Genomic DNA, 21,796 nt, shown 5'->3' on the forward strand with positions numbered 1-21,796 from the left:
TTTATCAAATCGGCTATTTTAACACAGTTTGCCAAAATTATGCTACAATATCGCTATTTTTCACTTTTTAGCCAACAAATTAACCAACAAAACCAATGGAAAAACCATGAATCAACAACCACAAAAAATTTACCTAAAAGATTACCAACGCCCAAATTTTATCATCAATCAAATTGACTTGACTATCCAAGTATTTGACGATAAAACTTTGGTAAATAGCACGTTAAACGTCAGTCGCCAAGATGAGGGCGATTTGGTGTTATTTGGGCGTGAGCTTGAATTATTGGCATTACAAATTAATGGACAAAATTTGACTAATCAAGATTATGAACTTGATAATGAGCAATTATTGCTTAAAAATACCGCCCAATTTGGTGATAATTTTACCATCAGCAGTCAAGTCAAAATCCACCCAGAAATCAACACAAGCTTGGAAGGTTTATACGGTGCAGGCGAAGGCGATGAGCGGATGTTTGTTACCCAATGCGAGCCTGAAGGTTTTCGCAAGATTACCTATTTTCCAGACCGTCCAGACGTGCTCACGACTTACCGCACTCGCCTTGAAGCGGATAAAAAATTTCCGACTTTACTCGCCAATGGCAACTTGGTGGAAACAGGCGATTTGCCTGATAACCGTCATTATGCGATTTGGGAAGACCCCACCAAAAAACCAAGTTATTTGTTCGCTTGTGTGGTGGCAGATTTGGCGGTGTTGACCGACCATTATACCACGATTGAAGGGCGTGAAGTGTTACTAGAAGTGTACGCCAAACCGCAAAATATCGCCCAATGCCATGTCGGTATGCAAGCGTTAAAAGATGCGATGAAATGGGACGAAGATGAGTATGGACGTGCGTACGACCTTGACCGTTATATGATTGTGGCGGTAAGCCAGTTTAACATGGGGGCAATGGAAAATAAAGGCTTGAATATTTTTAATACATCCTGCGTACTGTCAAGCCCAGAAACCACCACGGATAGACGCAATTTTACCGTAAAAGCCGTCATCGCACACGAATATTTTCACAACTGGACAGGCAACCGCATCACTTGCCGAGATTGGTTTCAGCTGTGTTTAAAAGAAGGCTTTACTGTGTTCCGAGACCAGTCATTTTCGGCAACATTGCACTCGCCTGCCGTGCAACGTATTGACGATGTGGCGGTGTTAAAAGCCCACCAATTCCCAGAAGATGCTGGACCACTCGCCCATCCACCACGCCCAGACCATTTTGTCGAAATTAACAATTTTTACACCGCAACCGTTTATGAAAAAGGGGCAGAAATCGTACGGATGATTGCCAATACGCTTGGCAAGGAAAAATTCCGCCAAGGCACGGACGAATATTTTCGCCGTTATGACGGTCAAGCGGTTACGGTAGAAGATTTGCTAGCTGCCTTGAGCGTGGCAGGCACGGACGTTACCCCATTTTTGGACTGGTACACGCAACCTGCAACCCCTACTTTATCGGGTCGTTTTCACAAAAACGGACAAATGTTAAGTATTACTTTATCACAAAGCATTCGCAAAGTTACCAATTATCCAACGCCAAAACCTTTGCCAATTCCTGTTAAAATGGCAATTTTTAACCGTGCAACAGGCGAATTGGTACTTGAAGACTTGTTATTGCTAAATACTTTTGAACAAACCTTTAACTTTGACAATATTAACTTTGAGCCTGTGATTTCGTTATTGCGAGATTTTTCTGCCCCTGTTAATTTACAATTTGAACAAAGTAATGTGGATTTGGCGTTTCTGATGCAGTATGAAACCAATGGCTTTAACCGTTGGCAAGCCTCGCAAACCTTGGTTAATCGGGTTTTAGCCAATTTTGATGATAGTGAAATTTATTTTCAATCCTTACAACAATGTTTACCAAAAATTACCAATAACAACGATCCAAGTCAGCAGGATTTGATGCTTGCCAGCCGACTGCTAGACATTCCTGCCGAGCGAGAATTAGGCAGTACAATTAGCCAAGATTATGACCCTTCAACGGTAAAATACCGCCGTGATAACGTTATCCAAACCATTGCAACCAAACTTGCCGATTTTTGGCAACAAGCCTACCAAAACGTCCCAATCAAGGCGTATCAAGACACAGCCGAAGCCATGGGCGAACGTGCATGGCGAAACATCGTACTAGATATGGCGTTGTATACCAACCTTGCAGATGCCAAACAATGGGCGGTCAATCAATATCATCACGCCAACTGTATGACCGAGCGATTGGGTGGATTGGTGGCGGTGTTAAACCATGATTTGCCTGAAAAAGATGCCTTGCTTACGGACTTTTACCAACGTTTTGGCAACGATGAATTGGCAATGGATTTATGGTTTAGCGTGCAATCCAACAGCGAAAAAACTAGCGTAGCACAGATTTTTGCCTTACTTGAACATCCGGACTTTGACATCAACACGCCAAACCGTGTGCGAGCAGTGATTGGTGGCTTGTTGTCACAACCAACCAAACTTTGGCAAACGACAAGCATTGAGAAATTTATGGATTTAATCGTGAGTTTGGACAAACGCAATCCGCTATTGGCATCTCGTTTGCTACAAGGTTTGTCTAACTATAACACTTTGATTGAACCGTTAAAATCTGACATCAAACAAATTTTAGCCAAGCGTCAAAACGACATTCAATCCAAAAATGTTACCGAAACTTTGCAAAATATATTAAATGACAATTAATTTTTATTAAAATTTTTGCAAACCGTCTTGACAAAATATCCAAAGCCAAAATTGCCGATTGGTGGTAAATTTTGGCAAAAAATGTTACACTATTTAGCTATCTTTCTTTCTAAAAGCGATTAATAATCAATTGTATTACCAAAAATTAAAAACAAAAAAAGAGTTTCCCATGTCAACCCAAAATACTGCTACGACCTACCCTACCGATATTAGCCATTTAAATACTATGGCGTTGGCGTGTCAGGCTCGTGAGTTGGTTTGTTTGCAACAGCTTGATGAAATTTTGCCATTATTTCAACGATTAACCCAACAAAATCAACGCTTTATCGTCATCTCTAATGGCAGTAATATTTTGTTGCCAAGCACGCTTGATGCGACCGTGATTTCGCCAACGTTAAAAGGCAAAAGCGTGGTGCATGAATGTGAAAAATGCGTGCATTTAGAAGTCATGGCAGGGGAAGTTTGGCATGATTTGGTAGTAGATACAGTGGCAAAAGGCTGGTACGGACTACAAAATTTGGCACTTATTCCAAGCTGGGTTGGGGCGTGTCCTGTACAAAATATCGGTGCGTATGGTGTACAAGTAGAAGACCTTATCCGCTCGGTAACCGCCTTTCATATTCCAACCTTAAGCTTTAAAACCTTGAGCAAAGCCGAATGTGAATTTGGCTACCGAGATAGTATTTTTAAACGTGAAGCAGGCGATTGGTTGATTGTTAGCGTCACGTTTAAACTACTCAAAGACCCAACGGTCAACACCCAATACGGTGATGTGGCATTAGTAGCACAAGAGTTTGCCAAAAATGCCAACCGAGCAATGCCAACACCAACGGACGTCATGCACGCCATTATCCAAATCCGTGAAAGCAAAATTCCTGATACTAAAGTCTTAGCAAATTGTGGCAGTTTTTTTAAAAATCCGATTATTGACAAAGCGATTGCTGATAAACTGCGAGAAACTTACCCTGCATTGGTGGAATATCCTGTTAAAATCCACGATGTCGTACAGCCTGAATTAACCAAATTGGCATCAGGTTGGCTGATTGATGAAGCAGGTTTAAAAGGTAAAGGGGTTTTTCCAATTGTAACCCATGTCAATCAAGCCCTTGTACTCACCAACCACGCACCACAACAAGCCACACAAAGCGATGTGGTAAAAGCCATGCAGTTAATTCAAGATACAGTTGCAGAAAAGTTTGGCATTCGGCTTGAACCCGAACCTGTTTGGATACAAAGTGATGGCACAGTCCGCCAAACTCATTAAAGTCATTGATGCCTTAAATGCGTTAGTAGAAACTTTGGGGGCGTTATTTACCGTATCGGTCGTGATTGGCGTAAGCCTTGTGCTAAGCGTGTTTACGCCGTTATATTCCAAAGCGGTACTATATTTACTCAATCAAATTTCACTACCTGACAATGCCGAGCCGACACAACCAACTACCGCAATCGTGGTACTCGGTGGTGGCTTAACCAATGACCGTCAAAATAATAACGTCATCAACCAATACACCGAACAACGCCTAAAAACTGCGGTGCAAATTTATCAACAGCAACCCCTACCCATTGTCGTAAGCGGCAAAGAAGCGCCTTGGATGATGGCATGGCTACAAAGCCAAAATATTTGGTGGGTTATTCCCGAAAAAAACAGCTTTAACACCTGTGAAAACGCCAAATTTACCGCCGAAACCGTCAACGTCAACAGCGTAATTTTGGTAACGGACGCCTATCACATGAACCGCTCACGCCGTCAGTTCTCCCTATATGGCATCAGCACCACACCGCATATTGCCGAGCTAAGCGAACCTACCGACTGGCATCGGCTTGGGCAAAATCTGAAACACTCTCGGCGTGCCAGTTATGAATTACTGGCATTTGTCCGAGATTTGTTTTATCCACAAGTGGACTGCAAATCGGTTAGATAATAATCAAACATTTGTTAAATCAATTTTAAATCAACGGTTTATCACTCACAATAATCCCATTATTATCCGCATAAATAAACTGCCCTTGCTCAATCGTCATGCCCCCAAATTGTAAAGTTACCCCCACTTCACCCACACCTTGACGGTTAGATTTTCTAGGAATACTACCCAAGGCTTGCACACCGAGCGACATTTTTGCCATTTCGTCCACATCTCGCACACAGCCGTACACCACCACGCCTGCCCAGCCCTTATCCACCGCACTTTTGGCAATCATATCGCCAAGCAATGCACACCGCATCGACGCCCCACCGTCCATCACCAACACTTTGCCGTTCCCTGCGGTGGCAAGGGTTTCTTTTACCCGGCTGTTATCCTCAAAACATTTTATGGTAACAACTTCACCGCCAAAACTGGACAAACCGCCGTAACCAAAAAAGCGTTTGCCTTCCATATTTGGGCTACACACTTGACAATTTGGGTTGTCGTCCAATAAATCGCAAGTGACAAAATTGCTCACTATTTGAGTTTTCATCGTTTACCCCTTGTATGATAAAAAATGTTATAAAAAATTATTAAAATTTTTGATAAAATCCATTAAAAAAATTAATCGGGAAAACGGGTCATTGCCAACATTTCAGCATTGCTAAAAATTTGATGTTGATGACTAGCCAAACATTGTTGACTATTTTTGCGGTACACATTGGCAATATGCCAATTATTGGCAGTCAACGCCATTGCCATTGCCACCCGTTCTGCTTCAATCGGACGGAGGGGTAGTTTTTTGGGAATAATCGGTTTTAACACACCAAAAGCAGTCTGAGCAAGGTTTTCCAACCGCCGATTGTCATGTTTGCCAAGCAATAATGACGGACGAAAAATCCCCAACTGCACAAAATCTAACGCTAGTACCGCCTGTTCTAACTCGCCTTTGACACGGTTGTAAAAAAAACGGCTATTTTTATCCGCACCCATGGCTGAAAGCAGAAAAAAGCGTTCTACACCTTTATCTTTACAGGTTCGGGCAAAAGCGTAATTAAAACCAAAATCAATTTGATAAAACATTTGTTCACTACCTGCCTGTTTTTTGGTCGTTCCCAAACAGCTAAACGCATCCACAGGTTCAGAAAAATTCAAACTTTTGATAAAATTTTCTAATTGATTAAAATCTTTTAATTGATAAAAGTGCATATTCTCGCTCAAACCTTTTGGCTGACTGCGAGCGATAATGATGACATGTTGATAAAGACTGGCCAATTGAAGCAATAACGCCTGCCCAACCAACCCAGTTGCCCCAATAATCACGGCGGTACGTTGCATAATTTTCCTTTTACTGATAATATTTTGACAAATTTTTTTTGCTTGTTACCAAAACTATTAGCATTTTATTAAAGCATAATTTTTTAAAATTTTCACCTATTTTTTATCACAATTTCGGCAAAAAATTGTTAAAAATTTTTTAGAAATTTTGGCAAAAACCACCGTTAAAAGCATAAAAAACCGTTTAAAGAAACGGCTCTTGACAATGGCAACTGTTGATAAAGGTAACTTTTAGCAAAAATAAAACACAAATTTTAGAGATTGGCATTCTCACGTTCTGCACCCCACAGTCCTTCAAGATTATAGAACTCACGAGCCTGTGGCATCATAACGTGTACTACAACCGCTCCTAAGTCGATCAACACCCAATCAGACGTCCCTTGTCCTTCTGTGCCAATCGGTGCGAAACCTGCTTGTTTGGCTTCAAATGCCACGTTGTCCACCACCGCTTTTAGATGACGGTTTGACGTACCTTCGGCAATCACGATACGCTCCATAACATCGGTCAATTCTGCTACATCAAGCACAGTAATATTTTTGGCTTTTAAGTCTTCTAAAGCACTATTAACCACTGCTAAACATTGTGCTAATTGATCATCGGTAAATACAGGACGTTGTGGGGATAATGTTAAACTCATGTTTGTTCCTATTTTTGAAAATCTAATACGTATTTTTAGAAAGTATTAAAAAAAATTAGTCTTGATTGGTATCAGATGGCACCTCTGCCAAATTACGGTTTCGCACAAAAACGACTTTGTGATTTTTATCATTGGGAAAACGTTCTTGTAACTCAAAATACCGGGGATACGCTCGCAAAAAGTCGCTAAATTTATCAAAATTAAACAGACGTGCGTCAAAATCAGGCTCAACTTTGAGAATATAATTTTTGACAGGGGCAATATTTGCCCAGCCTTGGTCGTTTGCCATATTTGCAATCGCCACTCGCACGAGCGTAATCGCCACGTCCACAGGTTTCATTTGGTTGCGGTCAATGGAAAATAACATATCCGCCGAGTCGTAAAAGTCCACGGTTGGGCGTTTTTCATCGTCAAAAAACTCTAAATAAGTAAAACGGTCGCAGGCTTGGACAAATGGTTTTGGCGTGTTGCTACGTCCAAAGCCATAAACCAATAACCCTTGCTCACGAATACGTTGTGCCAAACGAGTAAAATCACTGTCGGATGACACCAAACAAAAACCTTCAAACCGCTCAGTGTATAACAAATCCATCGCGTCAATAATCAGGCTAGCATCCGTGGCGTTTTTACCCGTGGTGTAGCTAAACTGCTGAATGGGCTGAATGGAATGTGATAGTAGCACGTTTTTCCAACTGTTGAGCTGTGGGCGAGTCCAATCACCATAGGCACGGCGAACGCTTGCCTTGCCAAGTGTGGCAATTTCGGACAACAGTTTATCAAGGTGGTTAACTGATGCATTATCCGCATCAATTAGCACGGCAAGTCGGATTTCTTGTGGCATGGCAAACAATATAAAGCCTAAAAATTAGGCATAGTTTAACACAAATTCATCATTTTCAGAAGTTTTTTCAATCATTATCAATACACTAATCAACACAATAAAAAATCCCCAAACCAGTGAGTCGTTTTGTGGTTTAGGGATTTTTGGCAAACTTCACCAAAAGTTAACTACAAATTAAATGTCATCACTCATCGCTTGCACGGCAGTTAGAGCAATGGTATAAATAATGTCATCAACCAAACAACCACGAGACAAATCATTAACAGGTTTATTTAAGCCTTGGAGCATAGGACCGACCGATAGGACGTTAGCGTTACGCTGAACCGCCTTATACAGGGCATTACCCACCGACAAGCTTGGAAATATAAACACGTTGGCTTGACCAGCCACAGGTGAATTTGGGGCTTTTGATTTGGCTACGCTTGCCACCACCGCTGCATCATATTGTAGTGGCCCATCAACTGCCAATTCTGGGGCTTTTTCATGCACTAATTTGGTCGCTTCCACCACTAAATCTACATCAGGACCCGCACCTGAGTCAATCGTTGAGTAGCTAATCATGGCAACTTTTGGCTCAATGCCAAACGCTTTGGCAGATTGGGCTGATTGGATAGCGATTTCGGCGAGTTGTTCAGCAGTTGGGTTCGGATTGACCGCACAGTCGCCATACACAACCACTTGCTCAGGGAGTAACATAAAGAAAATTGATGAGACTAGGCTGTATTGTGGTGCAGTTTTAATCAGCTGAAACGCAGGGCGAATGGTGTTGGCAGTCGTATGCACCGCACCCGACACCAAGCCGTCCACATCCCCCATGTATAACATCATCGTGCCAAGTACGACCGTGTCTTTTAGCTCTTCACGGGCTTTAGCTTCGTCAATTTTGCCTTTACGGCGTTCAACCATTGGGGCAACATATTGTTCGATAATGGTAGCTGGGTCGATGATTTCTAAGTCGGCAGGAATGATTAACCCCTTAGCATCTGCTACTGCTTGTACTTCATCTTTGGTGGCTAATAGCACACAGTGGGCAATACCACGGGTTTGGCAGTTAATCGCTGCTTCTACCGTGCGTGGCTCAGCACCTTCAGGTAGGACAATGCGTTTTTTGGCTGATTGGGCTTTTTTAACCAAGGCATTTCGAAACGCTGAGGGTGACAGACGGCTTGGACGACCGCTTGACTTGATTAGGCTTGCGACCTCATCATTTGAGGTAACTTGACCAATGACACGCTCGCCATGGACTTGTTTGGCGATGGCAAATAATGCCTCATCATTGTCAGAACCAACCAAAATCACATCAGCATCGAGAGCATTGGCGATTTGCTCGTTTACAGAGCTTGCATAACCGTGTGTTAAAGCCACACCTTTGACAACTTTCACATCGTCAGAGTTCTGGGCTTTTTCGTAAATCACTTCTAATAAATCATCAAATTTACCATTTGCCAAAGCGGTTTCAAATGCGTTTTGACCAATCACGTCAAATGGTGAAAAAGCAGTTTTGCCTGTTTTAGCAATCGCACCATCAAGGTCGGCATTGTGACTTACAGGAACTAATAAAATTGTGGTCATAATATTACCTTTTAAATTCTTGACAAGGTGAGTAAAACCCACCCTATAATTTATAAATTTTTAAAAATCACAAACCCAAAATTGCCTTGGTTTCGGTGGCGATTTGGTGTTCTTCATCGGTTGGGATTACCCATAATTCAATGCTAGAATCGGCGGTGTGGAATGAGCCTTCTGCACCACGGAATAATGCTTGGTTTTTATCAGCATCAAATTTTGCCCCTAAATGTTTTAATTTTTCAACGATTTTGGCACGCATATCTGCCCCATTCTCACCCACACCACCTGTGAATGCCACGCCTGTGACCTCTGGCAAGGCAGCAGTATACGCTAGAATGTATTTGGCGACACGGTAAGCGAACATATCAAGGGCTAAGATAGCGTCCTCGTTGCCGTCTTTTTCAGCATCTTCAAGCAAACGCATATCGTTTGAAATGCCTGATACACCAAGTAGACCACTCTTTTTGTTTAGCATAGTATCCACATCAGTGACTGACATACCTGCAATGCGGTTAAGTAGAGCATGCAGACTTGGGTCCACATCGCCACTGCGAGTACCCATCATAAGACCCTCTAACGGCGTTACGCCCATTGACGTATCAAGGCTTTTGCCGTCATACACTGCACTGGCTGAACAGCCATTGCCAAGGTGAGCAACAATCCAACCGTGTTTACCATCTTTTTGTGTTAATTCACTCGCACGGTTTGACACATAGGCGTGCGACGAACCGTGGAAACCATAACGGCGAATGTGATGCTCGGTGTATAGCTCTTTTGGCACAGCATAGCGGTAAGCATGGGCAGGCATGGTTTGGTGAAAAGCGGTGTCAAAAATCGCGACCTGGGCAAGTTCTGGATAGATACTGCTAATCGCTTTAATCCCTTCCACATTGGCAGGGTTATGTAGTGGTGCTAAATAGGACAGCTCTTCAATGGTCGCAAGCACTTCAGGCGTAATGATTGTTGCGGTTTTAAACTGCTCACCACCATGCACAACACGATGACCGACCGCCACGGGTTTGTAGTCTTTGATAAGCTCGCCCAAAATGATTTTTAGCGCTTCAGCGTGAGCACCACCACCGATTTGGATTTCGGTTTTGTTGCCATCAATATCTTTGTGCTTGATACGTGCATCAGCGTTGCCCAACGCCTCTGCCAAGCCCTCAATACGGTTTTCAGCGTTTTCAGAGATTAAGGCGTATTTTAATGATGATGAACCGCAGTTCAAAACTAAGATAGGATTTTGCATTGGCTTTCCTTCTAATTTTAGTGAAAAAAGGGTTAAAAAAACACCGATTATAGCATATTTTTATTAAATATGGGGTGTTTAGACATTCATTTTGCTAAAAAATTTAAGCAGTCAACCTGACATGAAAAATACCAAGCATTTTGCTTAACATTTAGGTTAAGTTGGATACATTTTTATGAAAAAAATGTTAAAAAACAAAAATATTTTGGTGTTAAAATAGCCAAAATTTTAGCGTATCTTTAACCATTCATTTTTTACAAAATAAATCTGAGCCATAAAATATGAACAAGCCAACACAGGAAAACCAAAACTTACCGCCCTCCTATCAACAACCAAGTAAATTTTTATTATTTTTACCGTGGGTGTTATTGTTGTTACTCATGTTAGCAGGATTTTATTTATTAATCCATGGTAAAATGTCTTTTAACAATAACACGCCTGCCGTAACCAATACGACAAATTGGCAACCACCGAAAGCCGAACCTGTGCCAAGCCAAACGGTCAATAATGATAAAAACGCCCCTGTTGCTAGCTATCACAATGCAGTGGCGACCGCTTCACAGTCAGTAGTGAATATTTATACCACACAAAAAGTGGATAATCCGTACATGAACGACCCTGTATTACGACGGTTTTACGAGTTTCACGGCATGCCCCAAGACTCAGAAAGCACCAATCTTGGCTCAGGAGTGATTGTTTCACCAGACGGCTATATCGTCACCAACGCCCATGTGATTGCCAAAGCGGACAATATCGTGGTAATGCTAAGTGATGGACGTAAAGCCAGTGCGACTTTGGTGGGAAGCGACCCAGAGAGTGATTTAGCCGTCATTAAAGTCAGTTTAACAGGGCTAAAACCGCTTGGTTTTAAAGAAAAAGCCACTGAAGTCGGTGATGTGGTGTTGGCGATTGGGAATCCTTTTGGCGTGGGGCAAACCGTCACCCAAGGGATTATCTCAGCAACAGGTCGCACAGGGCTTGGCATCAATACGGTAGAAGATTTTATCCAAACCGATGCGGCGATTAATCCTGGTAATTCTGGCGGTGCGTTGGTAGATGCGTATGGGCAGTTGGTTGGGATTAACACGGCGATTTTTTCTCGTTCGGGCGGTTCTATGGGGATTGGTTTTGCCATTCCGACCGAAATCGTGTCGCACGTCATGAATAGCCTTATCAAAGATGGCAAAGTCCGCCGTGGCTGGCTTGGTATTGAATTACAAGGGCGTGAAAAAAACCCAACCAACCTTGACGATACGTCAGGTGTTATGGTGATGAGCGTGGTGCCTGACAGTCCTGCTGGCAAAGCAGGGTTGCAACGTGGTGATATTATTTTGGCAATGGATAAAAAAGCCGTCAGCGATGCCAATGCGTTAATCCAAATGGTAGCGAGAAAATCACCCGCTAGCCAAGTCACGATGACGGTCAAACGTGGCAATGAGCAACAAGATATCGTGGTAACGCTTGGCGAACGAGAAGCCCAAAATAATGTGCAACAATTCCAACAACAACAAAATCAAAATTCGCAAAATCAACAACAACGCCAATCGGTTGATCCATTTGCCGAACAAGACGCCAAAGAACATGAAATCCCAGCTGAACTGTTAGAATTATTTAGAAATGGAAGACAATAATTGGTTAAATAAATTTAACCCCACCATGATTTAAACAAAGAAAAAGGCATATCCGAAAATATGCCTTTTTTGTTGATTATGATTAAACAGTTATTTGTCCTTTGATAAAAAGAACCAAGTGTCTAGCACGCTATCAGGGTTTAATGATACCGAGCTGATGCCTTGTTCCATAAGCCAATGGGCTAAATCTGGGTGGTCAGACGGACCTTGTCCACAAATACCGATGTATTTACCTGCTTTGTTGCAAGCATCAATCGCCATTTTTAACACTTTTTTCACGGCTGGGTCTCGTTCATCAAACAAATGCGACACGATACCGCTATCACGGTCAAGACCAAGCGTTAATTGCGTCAAATCATTTGAACCGATTGAAAAACCATCAAAGTATTCCAAAAACTCATCGGCAAGCAACGCATTGGTTGGCAATTCGCACATCATGATGATACGTAAGCCATTTTCACCACGTTTTAAGCCATTTTCTGCTAATAGCTCAATCACACGTTTGGCTTCACCTGTGGTACGCACGAATGGTATCATGATTTCCACATTGGTCAAGCCCATGTCATCACGCACACGTTTTAAAGCACGGCATTCCAGTTCAAAACAATCACGGAAATTATCCGATACATAACGGCTCGCCCCACGGAAACCAAGCATTGGATTTTCTTCAGAAGGTTCGTATAATTTACCGCCGATAAGGTTGGCATATTCGTTCGATTTAAAGTCAGACATCCTTACGATGACGGGTTTATCTTTGAACGCAACAGCTAAGGTTGAAATACCTTCAACCAATTTGTCCACATAAAAATCAACAGGACTTGCATAACCTGCAATGCGGTCTTGAATGGCTTGGACGATTTCTCGTGGTAGCGTGTTCATGTTAAGCAAGGCTTTTGGATGCACGCCAATCATACGGTTAATAATAAATTCCAAACGTGCCAACCCAACCCCTTTATTTGGAATTTGGGCAAACCCAAAGGCACGGTCAGGATTGCCGACATTCATCATCACTTTAAACGCAAGCTCTGGCATACTGTCAATAGAATTATTTTGGATTTCAAAGTCCAGTTTACCTTCATAAATAAAGCCTGTATCCCCTTCGGCACACGATACGGTAACAGATTGACCGTCTGTTAACAATTCAGTGGCATTGCCACAACCGACAATCGCAGGCACGCCCAATTCACGAGCGATAATCGCCGCATGGCAAGTACGTCCGCCACGGTTGGTAATAATCGCTGACGCACGTTTCATCACAGGTTCCCAATCTGGATCAGTCATATCAGAGACGAGTACATCGCCGTCTTGGACTTTGTCCATTTCGCTGATTGCATTGACGATACGCACCGTACCTGCCCCGATACGTTGACCGATTGAACGTCCTTCACAAATCACGTCGCCTTTTTCTTTTAACAAATAGCGTTCCATGACATTGCTACCTTCACGGCTTTTGACCGTTTCTGGACGAGCTTGGACGATAAATAATTTTCCGCTATCGCCATCTTTTGCCCACTCAATATCCATGGCATGACCATAATGTTTTTCAATAATCAACGCTTGTTTGGCAAGTTCGGTCAGCTCGTCATTGCTTAAAGCAAATTGTTGGCGTTCTTCTTTGTCAACAGGCACGACTTTTACCGATTTTCCTGCTGAAAAACTGTCAGCATACACCATTTTTTGTTGTTTTGAGCCAAGATTTCGGCGGATAATCGCGGGTTTATTATTATTTAACAAGGTTTTTGAAAGATAGTATTCATCAGGGTTTACCGCCCCTTGTACCACCATTTCACCCAAACCATAACTTGCAGTGATAAACACCACATCATCAAAACCACTTTCGGTATCAATGGTAAACATCACGCCTGACGTGCCAGTCTCTGAACGCACCATACGCTGAACACCTGCTGACAACGCCACGCCTGCGTGTTCAAAACCTTTATGTACACGATAGGCAATCGCACGGTCGTTGTAAAGCGATGCAAACACTTCTTTAATTGCCACCAAAATATTGTCAATACCACGAATATTTAAAAACGTTTCCTGCTGACCTGCAAATGACGCATCAGGCAAATCTTCTGCGGTTGCTGATGAACGCACCGCCACCGCAATGTCTTGTCCTTCGCTCAATGTGGCAAAGGCATCACGAATTTCTTGTTCCAAATCTTTTGGCAACTGTTGGGCAATAATCATGTCACGGATTTTTTTACCCGTTTCGGCAAGGGCATGAACGTCATCGACATTTAAGCCTTTTAACGCGTCATTGATTTTGTCATTTAAACCTGTGTCATGCAAAAACTTGTTAAAGGCATCTGATGTAGTGGCAAAACCTGTCGGTACGCTCACACCAAGGTCAGTCAAATGGCTAATCATCTCGCCCAATGACGCATTTTTGCCACCGACTTTGTTAATATCGTTTTTACCAAGTTTTTCAAACGGGATTACTTGTGGGTTCATAACAACTCCGTGCTGTTTGATGAAATAAATTTTTAAAATAGGGGTATTTTGCAAAATTATGCCATATATTTTACACTAAAAAAGTCCTTTTCACAAAAAAAATTTGTTAAGTTTGCGATTATTTTTGCAAATTTGTCCAATTTTACCGCTAAATTAGGTATAATAAAAAGGCACACTTTTAGCAAGGATATCTTATGGATACTATCAAAGCCACCATGCAAAACAAAAATGCTCTGAATGAAAATGGCGATAATTTACGTACGGTGTTTTATGTGTCTGACGGCACGGCAATTACCTCCGAGACCATTGGACGCTCAATGTTAACCCGTTTTCCCAACGTGCCATTTCAGGTGTACGTTATTCCGTACGTGGACAGCATGGAAAAAGCCGACAATGCGGTCGAACACATTAACCAAGCCTACCAAAAAGATGGGGTAAAGCCATTGGTATTTGACACGATTGTTGATGATAAAATCCGTGAACGCATTAACCAAGCCGAAGCGTTTAATTTGGATATTTATGAAGGTTTAATCGGTAAAATTTCTGATGAATTAGGTGTATCCCCTGCTCCACATACGGTAAATGCTCACGGTGATGTAGACTCAGAAATTTATAAAGAGCGGATTGACGCAGTACATTTTGCCCTTGATAATGATGACGGGGCAAGAACCAACCATTACTCGGTGGCGGACATTATTTTGATTGGGGTATCACGTTCGGGCAAAACGCCGACATCGCTATATTTGGCGTTACAATTTGGTATTCGGGCCGCAAACTATCCGTTAACCGAAGATGACTTATACGAAAACACGTTACCAAAAGCCCTGCAACCCTACAAAGACAAGCTATTTGGCTTGGTGATTGATACCGACCGTTTGGTAAAAATCCGCCAAGAACGCAAAGCAGGCAGTCGCTATGCCAGCTATCACCAATGCCAACAAGAATTACAAGCCATTCAAGGCATTTACATTTCGCAAGGCATTCCCAATATTGATGTTTCTACCATGTCCATTGAAGAAATCGCTACCCGTATTTTACAAATGACAGGGTTAAAACGCCGTTTTGGTTAAGGTTGCTTGAGCGTTTTTAATTGTTTTAACAAAGCATTAATATAGCGGATTTGAGCCATTTTTGCGTCATATTCGCTCTTGGCATTGCCATTTTTAGCCATTTTTATTTCAATATTGATATAATCAATTCCATAAAAATGGCTAAAATTTGACAACGATTTATCGCTCACTTCACCAACATTTTCGGTTACCACGTTAAATTGTTGCGCTGCACACAAATTGTTAACTAGCTGATTTTTATCAAAATTCTTCGTATTACTTTGGGTAAACCAAAACAGATTTTTTTGCTCTGCATCATGGCGACAATTTACCGTCATATCGCCCAGCTCTGCCAAATTATTCATGCCAAATCGCCCATAACGGCTATTATTATGCAATGCCAACACGATACTATCACGATTTAAATTTAATTTTTCTAAAATATATTGTGAAAATAAGTAACTAGATTGTGCTTCTAAGGTTTTGCTATCTTGATAACCAAAAATCCGATTGGGGTCAATTTCGGTATTCTTTTGTGAAATTTGGTCAAATAGCCCTCGTTGTTCTGCATTTTCTAGCACCACCATGCGTCCACCGTGATTCACTAAAGTTTGCAACCCACTGTCAAAACTGGCATCTTCCGAGTCATGTACCACCAAATACCGCAAATTACCGACAGGCGAATGCTCAAACACGCCAAGCCGATAAGCACGTTCGCCGATTTGAACTTGTTCATAATGGTAAGTTACCGAATTTTTATTGACAAAATCCAAATGACTGCGTTGTAACAAATCTTTATCGAGCTTTTTAGTAACTAATTGATAATTTGGTATATTTTCACTGATTAATGCAAAACTTGCCTTTGTCCACAAACAAGATGAAAAAATCGCAACATACAATATCAAATAAAATGATGGATAAAAAGCTTTCTTTGACATATTTTTTGACATAAACATTCACAATATTACAGATAAATCGCTAACAGCTTTATATAAAAAACATAAAAACTTTATAAAAATTGTTCAATTTAACCCAAGTCAATAATTTGGTTAAAAAATAAACAATTTTAAATCAAAAATTTTGCCAAAAATTTGATGTTTTTTCTAGGATAATTTTGTAATTTATCGACATTATTTTGGTTTTAAGATTTTTTTGTTACCGTAATTTTTCTGTGTACTTTCTGTAAACTTTCTTCTACCGATCTTGTTAACATTGTAATATTTGTTAACATTTTAAGCCAAAAAGATATCCAAATTTTAAAATATTTCCTGTTATCATAGCCACACTTTTATCATTATGTAACCAAATTGGTTGGTTATGTAACCCAAAAGCCACTTTTGTATATGTTTAATTGATAAATTTTTATGCGTATGTTTTTTAGCAACATTTGCAAAAACATAACAAATATACGCATAAAAACTTGAATATGAGTTTTTAGCCATGAATTTTATCCAAAAAGCTATGGTAACCCTTGTTCCTTGTGTAATGTTTAGCCTACCAACCACCGCCACAGCAAATGATGGGGTGGACAATTTGTTAGAAAAAATCACCACGCTACAAAGCCAAACTTCAAACACAGCGGATGGCTTGCTTAGTAAAGCCAAAACCCTTATCGGTACACCATATCGGTTCGGTGGTACAACACCAAGCGGATTTGATTGCAGTGGCTTTATGCAATATGTGTTCAAAAATGCAGGTATCAGCCTACCACGCACTTCTCGTGATATGGCAACAGTGGGCAAACAAGTTAGCCGTGATGCGTTACAAGTAGGCGATATGGTGTTTTTTGCCCATAGCGGCAGCCGTATCAGTCATGTGGGTATGTATGTGGGCGATGGCAAATTTATCCATTCACCCTCAACAGGCAAAACTGTAGAAATCACTAGCTTAAATTCAAAATATTGGGCAGGACGTTATATCACTGCTCGCCGTGTATTAAATGGTTAATTTTTAACAAGTTGTATCAGTGTTAAAGCAGACTTTTGTCTGCTTTTTTCATGCGTTTATCTTTTAAAGGGTCATTTATGGGTGTATTTTTACTAAAAAATGATTATAATTTGACGTTAAAATTTTTTAATAATTCTGTTACATCATGTCAAACTTAGCCAGTCAAACACACCTTAGCTATTCCGATACTACTACTACGCCTTTAGGGTTTTGGCGACGTTTGGCAACGGTGTTTAATTTATTACCTAATAAATATCAAGTCGGCCAATACAATCTAAAAGCTACCGAAACGGATAAGTTTATCTTATTTATCTTGTTAACCATGCTTGAATTAGCATTACACGGCAGTTGGTATGCGTTTATGCTATCGTCTGAGCGTCTAAATATTGCAGGCGTTGGCAATGTGGTGGAGGATGACGTGATGTTATCGCTCGCCATGTTCGCATTAGCTTTGTTTAGCTTATCAATTTTGGCGATTGCAGGTGTGTTAAATATCCCTGAAAATACGGCTCGTTGGTTTTGGGTGCAAGGCTCATATGTGCTGATGTACCTATTTTATGGACTATTATTTACCTTAGCAATTGGGGAAAATACCAGCGCAGTCGGCATTATGTTTTTGGGCAGTATGGTGCTTGGGCTGTTTTTGTTGCGTTGGCGGTTTATTTTGACCGCCTATCTGTTATGCGTGGCGGTATTGCTGTTTTTTTTGATTAATCAACATTTTCAATATTTTCACGCTGTACCAAGTTTTTATCCAGCAGATAATCTCTATGGCACGCAAATTTGGCAGTTAAGCTATTTGTATCTTGCGGTACCAAAAGTAACCTTAACCGTGTTAGCAGTCGCCCAAGTATTGCGAGTTTTAGAAAAACAAGAGCAATCCATTTATCATCTCTCGGAAATAGATGCGTTAACAGGAGCATACAACCGCAGAAGTGTATATGCGTTTTTTAATCATCTGTGGACATACCGAGATTGGCAAGCGGTGAGTGTGATTTACTTTGATTTGGATAAATTTAAAAATGTGAATGACACTTATGGGCATCCCATTGGCGATAAAGTACTTATCCATGCGGTGCAAGCAGTCAAGCCGATTTTGCCAAAAAGAGCAGTATTAGGACGGCTCGGCGGTGAAGAGTTTGTGGTCATTTTGCCCAATAGTGAACAACACGAAACCCAAGTTTTTGCCGAAAAAATCCGCCATGCGATTGCTAACAATCCTGTTAAGTTAACTGATAACGCCCATGTGAAAGCCAATCAAGGACAACATGAGCTTGTAGTAACGGCAAGCCTTGGCGTTGGCTCAATGTATCGGCTCGGCGAAAGCGTTGATAATCCGCAAAAACCGCATTTTTTGAGCTATTTACGCCAACAAACATCACCAAGTTTAGAATTACCCATGGCATTTGAAAAGCTGATTAACCGTGCTGATGATGCCATGTACCAAGCCAAAACCACAGGGCGCAACCGTGTCATGTTAGCAAAACCGATGCGGTTTCAAGACCATATTTAAAATCATGCTTTAAACTCATTCTTAAATATCGCTAATTATTTTCTTTTTATAAATTTTTATAACTAATTTTTATTATTTGTATAAAAATTATTCCTATTCTTCTGCTTTTCTAATTCATTCCAATAATTTATATTATACACATAAATCCTAACTTTTTATAATTTCAGATGATTGGAAGCAACATGACCCAAACTATCCCTTTACGCAATGACCCCAAAAAAGTCGCGATGGCATCGATGATTGGCACTGCTATCGAGTTTTATGACTATTATATCTATGCTGCCGCTGCGGTTTTGGTATTTAATACTCAGTTTTTTGATAAATCTGACCCTGCTGCCGCTACCCTATTTTCGCTATCGACTTTGGCGTTGGCGTTTATCGCTCGCCCTGTCGGTTCGGCGTTGTTTGGGCATTTTGGTGATAAATTAGGACGCAAAAAAACCTTAGTTGCGTCACTTTTGACCATGGGCTTATCCACCGTTGCCATTGGAATTTTGCCAACTTATGCCCAGATTGGCGTAGTAGCTCCCCTACTTTTGTGTATTTTACGCATCGGTCAAGGCATCGGACTTGGTGGTGAATGGGGCGGTGCGGCGTTGGTCGCTACCGAAAACGCTCCTGAAGGCAAACGTGCGTGGTATGGTACGTTTCCACAACTTGGTGCACCAATTGGGCTATTTTTAGCAAATGCCGTATTCTTTGTATTAAGTTATTTGCTTGGCAAGGATGCGTTGGTGGAATGGGCATGGCGGATTCCATTTTTAATTTCAATGATACTTGTTGGGGTGGGACTGTATGTGCGTATGACTTTGCACGAAAGCCATGTGTACCGCACCGCCGAAGCCGAAGGTAAAAAGGTCAATGCTCCTGTGTTCAAGGTTTTAACTGAATATTGGCGACCGATTTTGCAAGGGACGTTCGTCATGGCAGCGACCTATGTGCTATTTTATATCATGACCGCCTTTGTGCAAGTGTATTCAAAAAGCCCTGCGAAACTTTCCCCAGACGGACACCCGATGGGGCTTGGTATTGAACCGAATACATTTACAGGATTTTTGTTGTTAAGTGCGATTGTGTTTGGTTTATTCACGAGCGTGTCTGGCATCATCGCTGATAAAATCGGTCGCAAAAAATGGCTAACCTTTGTTACCATCGGCATCATGATTTTTGGCTTATGCTTGCCATTATTTTTGACAAATGGCACGCCAGTGAGCGTGTTGGCGTTCTTGGTGGTTGGGATGGCGTTTATGGGTATGACTTTTGGTCCGATGGCGGCGTTACTGCCTGAATTATTCCCAACAGAAGTTCGCTATTCTGGTGCGTCATTATCCTACAATTTAGCGGCAATTGTCGGTGCATCGATTGCAACTTTAGTCGCTATTGAGATTAACAATCGTTTTGGCATGATGGGCGTGGGCATTTATATGTTTGCCAATGCAATTTTGTCGCTGTTTGCGTTGATGACAATGAAAGAAACCAAAAATATTGATTTAACCGCTTAGGCTATTTTTAAAATTTATTATCACCAACCGCCAATCTTATCAAAAGTTTGGTGGTTTTTTGTTAAAACTTTGTCAAAAATTTGCGAGTTGATGAAAAACTGCTAAAATATCGCCTTTGATACAACTAAGCTTTTAACAAAAATAAAAAATGATACCAAACCCAAATCCCCACCCGATCCGCTGTGCATGGTGCATTACCAAGCCACCATTTGACACGCTCTATCAGCATTATCACGATACCGAATGGGGCAAGCCGAGTTTTGACGACCGTTATTTATTTGCAATGCGGTGTCTTGAAGGGATTCAAGCGGGGCTAATAACTGTTTATTGAAATCTACCTAAATCTATGCAATAATACCTATTATAAACAGATTAATAACTATCAATCAAGCATCCGAACAGTTAGGCGTTTCTATCTCAACCTTACGCAGATGGGATGAAACAGGCGTGCTTGTGGCAGAACGCACCCCAAAAGGGCATAGACGTTACGACATCAGCAGAATCAATCCTAACTTACTACACGGCATAGGTGATAAAGACCGTAGAACCATTGCTTATACTCGTGTATCAAGCCACGACCAAAAAGAAGACCTACACCGTCAAATCCAAGTCTTAGAAATGTACTGTGCCAAACAAGGTTGGACGTATGAAATCATTAACGACTTAGGCAGTGGCATGAACTACCACAAAAAAGGATTAAAACAATTACTTGACGGCATACTTGAAAATCAAATAGGGCGACTGGTGCTTACCCACAAAGACCGCTTATTACGCTTTGGAGCAGAACTTGTCTTCGCCCTATGTGAAGCAAGAAACGTGGAAATCATCATTATCAATCAAGGCAAAAACCTATCTTTTGAAGAAGAACTCGCCCAAGACGTACTCGAAATTATCACCGTATTTTCGGCACGGTTTTATGGCTCACGCAGTAAAAAGAATAAAAAACTACTCGAAGCCGTTAAAGAGGTTTTAGAATGACTGTAGTGGTCAAGTTTAATTAGACAGCTTTAATTTGTTTGGTTTCACCTTTGTCATCTGTTTGAAACTCTTGAATAGCTCCATCTTCTCTTTTTACCCAAAGTCTCTGATTTGTTATTTTACTTTGTGTACTTTTTTCGGTTAAAATAAATCCTTCTCCAAAATCACCTAATTGGATAATCGGTAACTTAGGAATATTAATATTAACACTGCCACCTTCTTTAAAAATATGTTTATCTGCTTTCACCTCAAATTTATTTTCAGTAGTAATAAAAATCCCTTCAGGGGTTATTTTTAACTCTGTACCAGCAACCATTTTCTTCTCCTCAAAAACAACCTATATATTTTTTAATTAAGATATAAATAACACATTATCTATAAATATAAAACTGTCAAAATAGAATTAAAAATCTTAACCAAACCAATCTTCTATGTATCCTATCACAAGACATTTATAATAAAATAGCACATTTCCCCCAACCAACAATCAC

General features: G+C 41.0%; 19 protein-coding genes and 1 pseudogene. 10 read left to right on the forward strand and 10 right to left on the reverse strand.

What is annotated here, in order from left to right:
* Positions 1-106 precede the first annotated feature (106 nt).
* From pepN to A3G3_RS0105735, 3 genes are all read left to right on the forward strand, one after another.
* Positions 107-2,692, forward strand: a complete 2,586-nt coding sequence (gene pepN, locus A3G3_RS0105725) for an aminopeptidase N (protein ID WP_019519585.1) — start codon at positions 107-109, stop codon at positions 2,690-2,692.
* A 169-nt stretch (positions 2,693-2,861) separates the two neighbouring features.
* On the forward strand, positions 2,862-3,956 hold the full coding sequence (gene murB, locus A3G3_RS0105730) for a UDP-N-acetylmuramate dehydrogenase (RefSeq protein WP_019519586.1): 1,095 nt from the start codon (positions 2,862-2,864) through the stop codon (positions 3,954-3,956).
* Positions 3,931-4,614, forward strand: a complete 684-nt coding sequence (locus A3G3_RS0105735; RefSeq protein ID WP_019519587.1) for a YdcF family protein — start codon at positions 3,931-3,933, stop codon at positions 4,612-4,614. The genes murB and A3G3_RS0105735 overlap by 26 nt, the downstream gene beginning before the upstream one ends.
* Before the next feature lie 25 nt (positions 4,615-4,639).
* On the opposite strand, the gene rraA is transcribed toward A3G3_RS0105735, so the two are convergent.
* From rraA to A3G3_RS0105770, 7 genes and pseudogenes are all read right to left on the reverse strand, one after another.
* A complete protein-coding gene (gene rraA / locus A3G3_RS0105740) occupies positions 4,640-5,149 on the reverse strand; it encodes a ribonuclease E activity regulator RraA (RefSeq protein ID WP_019519588.1) in 510 nt (169 codons plus the stop codon).
* Positions 5,150-5,220: 71 nt separating this feature from the next.
* Complete coding sequence (locus A3G3_RS0105745; RefSeq protein ID WP_019519589.1) at positions 5,221-5,934, reverse strand: NAD-dependent epimerase/dehydratase family protein; 714 nt, start codon at positions 5,932-5,934, stop codon at positions 5,221-5,223.
* Positions 5,935-6,188: 254 nt separating this feature from the next.
* Positions 6,189-6,572 carry a ribosome silencing factor gene (gene rsfS / locus A3G3_RS0105750; protein ID WP_019519590.1) on the reverse strand — a complete coding sequence of 128 codons (384 nt, stop codon included), beginning with the start codon at positions 6,570-6,572 and terminating at the stop codon, positions 6,189-6,191.
* Positions 6,573-6,627: 55 nt separating this feature from the next.
* Positions 6,628-7,413 (reverse strand): NYN domain-containing protein, encoded by a 786-nt coding sequence (locus A3G3_RS0105755; protein WP_040631359.1) that lies wholly within the window; start codon positions 7,411-7,413, stop codon positions 6,628-6,630.
* A 24-nt stretch (positions 7,414-7,437) separates the two neighbouring features.
* Positions 7,438-7,563: a hypothetical protein gene (locus tag A3G3_RS14825; RefSeq protein ID WP_019519592.1), complete on the reverse strand. Its 126-nt coding sequence runs from the start codon at positions 7,561-7,563 to the stop codon at positions 7,438-7,440.
* Between the two features lie 24 nt (positions 7,564-7,587).
* Positions 7,588-8,649 (reverse strand): annotated as a pseudogene (pta, locus tag A3G3_RS0105765) (phosphate acetyltransferase); the annotation flags it as partial.
* A 403-nt stretch (positions 8,650-9,052) separates the two neighbouring features.
* Entirely contained in the window at positions 9,053-10,231 is a 1,179-nt protein-coding gene (locus A3G3_RS0105770; protein WP_019519594.1) for an acetate/propionate family kinase, read from the reverse strand.
* A gap of 281 nt (positions 10,232-10,512) precedes the next feature.
* Between A3G3_RS0105770 and A3G3_RS0105775 the strand changes: the two genes are divergently transcribed.
* The gene (locus A3G3_RS0105775; RefSeq protein ID WP_019519595.1) at positions 10,513-11,862 is read left to right on the forward strand and encodes a S1C family serine protease; all 1,350 of its coding nucleotides are present in this window, start codon (positions 10,513-10,515) and stop codon (positions 11,860-11,862) included.
* Between the two features lie 90 nt (positions 11,863-11,952).
* Here A3G3_RS0105775 and ppsA read toward each other — a convergent pair whose 3' ends face one another.
* Positions 11,953-14,316: a phosphoenolpyruvate synthase gene (gene ppsA, locus A3G3_RS0105780; RefSeq protein ID WP_019519596.1), complete on the reverse strand. Its 2,364-nt coding sequence runs from the start codon at positions 14,314-14,316 to the stop codon at positions 11,953-11,955.
* A gap of 194 nt (positions 14,317-14,510) precedes the next feature.
* Here ppsA and ppsR point away from each other — a divergent pair, with 194 nt between their 5' ends.
* Entirely contained in the window at positions 14,511-15,386 is an 876-nt protein-coding gene (gene ppsR, locus A3G3_RS0105785) for a posphoenolpyruvate synthetase regulatory kinase/phosphorylase PpsR (RefSeq protein WP_019519597.1), read from the forward strand.
* Here ppsR and A3G3_RS0105790 read toward each other — a convergent pair.
* On the reverse strand, positions 15,383-16,303 hold the full coding sequence (locus A3G3_RS0105790; RefSeq protein WP_156802111.1) for a hypothetical protein: 921 nt from the start codon (positions 16,301-16,303) through the stop codon (positions 15,383-15,385). The two genes, ppsR and A3G3_RS0105790, sit on opposite strands and share 4 nt — an antisense overlap.
* Positions 16,304-16,805: 502 nt before the next feature.
* Here A3G3_RS0105790 and A3G3_RS0105800 point away from each other — a divergent pair.
* The 5 genes from A3G3_RS0105800 (at position 16,806) to A3G3_RS0105815 (ending at position 21,305) form a co-directional block, all read left to right on the forward strand.
* Positions 16,806-17,312, forward strand: a complete 507-nt coding sequence (locus A3G3_RS0105800) for a C40 family peptidase (RefSeq protein WP_019519600.1) — start codon at positions 16,806-16,808, stop codon at positions 17,310-17,312.
* Between the two features lie 145 nt (positions 17,313-17,457).
* Positions 17,458-18,825: a GGDEF domain-containing protein gene (locus A3G3_RS0105805; RefSeq protein ID WP_083908845.1), complete on the forward strand. Its 1,368-nt coding sequence runs from the start codon at positions 17,458-17,460 to the stop codon at positions 18,823-18,825.
* 182 nt (positions 18,826-19,007) lie between these two features.
* On the forward strand, positions 19,008-20,327 hold the full coding sequence (locus tag A3G3_RS0105810) for an MFS transporter (RefSeq protein ID WP_019519602.1): 1,320 nt from the start codon (positions 19,008-19,010) through the stop codon (positions 20,325-20,327).
* 148 nt (positions 20,328-20,475) lie between these two features.
* Positions 20,476-20,658, forward strand: coding sequence for a DNA-3-methyladenine glycosylase I (locus tag A3G3_RS14245; RefSeq protein ID WP_083908846.1), 183 nt, complete (start codon positions 20,476-20,478; stop codon positions 20,656-20,658).
* A gap of 32 nt (positions 20,659-20,690) precedes the next feature.
* A complete protein-coding gene (locus A3G3_RS0105815) occupies positions 20,691-21,305 on the forward strand; it encodes an IS607 family transposase (RefSeq protein WP_026212877.1) in 615 nt (204 codons plus the stop codon).
* Positions 21,306-21,324: 19 nt separating this feature from the next.
* Here A3G3_RS0105815 and A3G3_RS0105820 read toward each other — a convergent pair whose 3' ends face one another.
* Positions 21,325-21,621: a hypothetical protein gene (locus A3G3_RS0105820; protein ID WP_019519604.1), complete on the reverse strand. Its 297-nt coding sequence runs from the start codon at positions 21,619-21,621 to the stop codon at positions 21,325-21,327.
* Positions 21,622-21,796: the final 175 nt, after the last annotated feature.

The sequence above is a fragment of the Moraxella boevrei DSM 14165 genome (genome assembly GCF_000379845.1).
GTDB classification, from domain to species: domain Bacteria; phylum Pseudomonadota; class Gammaproteobacteria; order Pseudomonadales; family Moraxellaceae; genus Faucicola; species Faucicola boevrei.

What these genes read in the sequence shown, in the direction of transcription:
- pepN (WP_019519585.1), top strand. Translation starts at nt 107, where the DNA reads ATGAATCAACAACCACAAAAAATTTACCTAAAAGATTACCAACGCCCA.
- murB (WP_019519586.1), top strand. Translation starts at nt 2,862, where the DNA reads ATGTCAACCCAAAATACTGCTACGACCTACCCTACCGATATTAGCCAT.
- A3G3_RS0105735 (WP_019519587.1), top strand. Translation starts at nt 3,931, where the DNA reads ATGGCACAGTCCGCCAAACTCATTAAAGTCATTGATGCCTTAAATGCG.
- rraA (WP_019519588.1), bottom strand. Translation starts at nt 5,149, where the DNA reads ATGAAAACTCAAATAGTGAGCAATTTTGTCACTTGCGATTTATTGGAC.
- A3G3_RS0105745 (WP_019519589.1), bottom strand. Translation starts at nt 5,934, where the DNA reads ATGCAACGTACCGCCGTGATTATTGGGGCAACTGGGTTGGTTGGGCAG.
- rsfS (WP_019519590.1), bottom strand. Translation starts at nt 6,572, where the DNA reads ATGAGTTTAACATTATCCCCACAACGTCCTGTATTTACCGATGATCAA.
- A3G3_RS0105755 (WP_040631359.1), bottom strand. Translation starts at nt 7,413, where the DNA reads ATGCCACAAGAAATCCGACTTGCCGTGCTAATTGATGCGGATAATGCA.
- A3G3_RS0105770 (WP_019519594.1), bottom strand. Translation starts at nt 10,231, where the DNA reads ATGCAAAATCCTATCTTAGTTTTGAACTGCGGTTCATCATCATTAAAA.
- A3G3_RS0105775 (WP_019519595.1), top strand. Translation starts at nt 10,513, where the DNA reads ATGAACAAGCCAACACAGGAAAACCAAAACTTACCGCCCTCCTATCAA.
- ppsA (WP_019519596.1), bottom strand. Translation starts at nt 14,316, where the DNA reads ATGAACCCACAAGTAATCCCGTTTGAAAAACTTGGTAAAAACGATATT.
- ppsR (WP_019519597.1), top strand. Translation starts at nt 14,511, where the DNA reads ATGGATACTATCAAAGCCACCATGCAAAACAAAAATGCTCTGAATGAA.
- A3G3_RS0105790 (WP_156802111.1), bottom strand. Translation starts at nt 16,303, where the DNA reads ATGTCAAAGAAAGCTTTTTATCCATCATTTTATTTGATATTGTATGTT.
- A3G3_RS0105800 (WP_019519600.1), top strand. Translation starts at nt 16,806, where the DNA reads ATGAATTTTATCCAAAAAGCTATGGTAACCCTTGTTCCTTGTGTAATG.
- A3G3_RS0105805 (WP_083908845.1), top strand. Translation starts at nt 17,458, where the DNA reads ATGTCAAACTTAGCCAGTCAAACACACCTTAGCTATTCCGATACTACT.
- A3G3_RS0105810 (WP_019519602.1), top strand. Translation starts at nt 19,008, where the DNA reads ATGACCCAAACTATCCCTTTACGCAATGACCCCAAAAAAGTCGCGATG.
- A3G3_RS14245 (WP_083908846.1), top strand. Translation starts at nt 20,476, where the DNA reads ATGATACCAAACCCAAATCCCCACCCGATCCGCTGTGCATGGTGCATT.
- A3G3_RS0105820 (WP_019519604.1), bottom strand. Translation starts at nt 21,621, where the DNA reads ATGGTTGCTGGTACAGAGTTAAAAATAACCCCTGAAGGGATTTTTATT.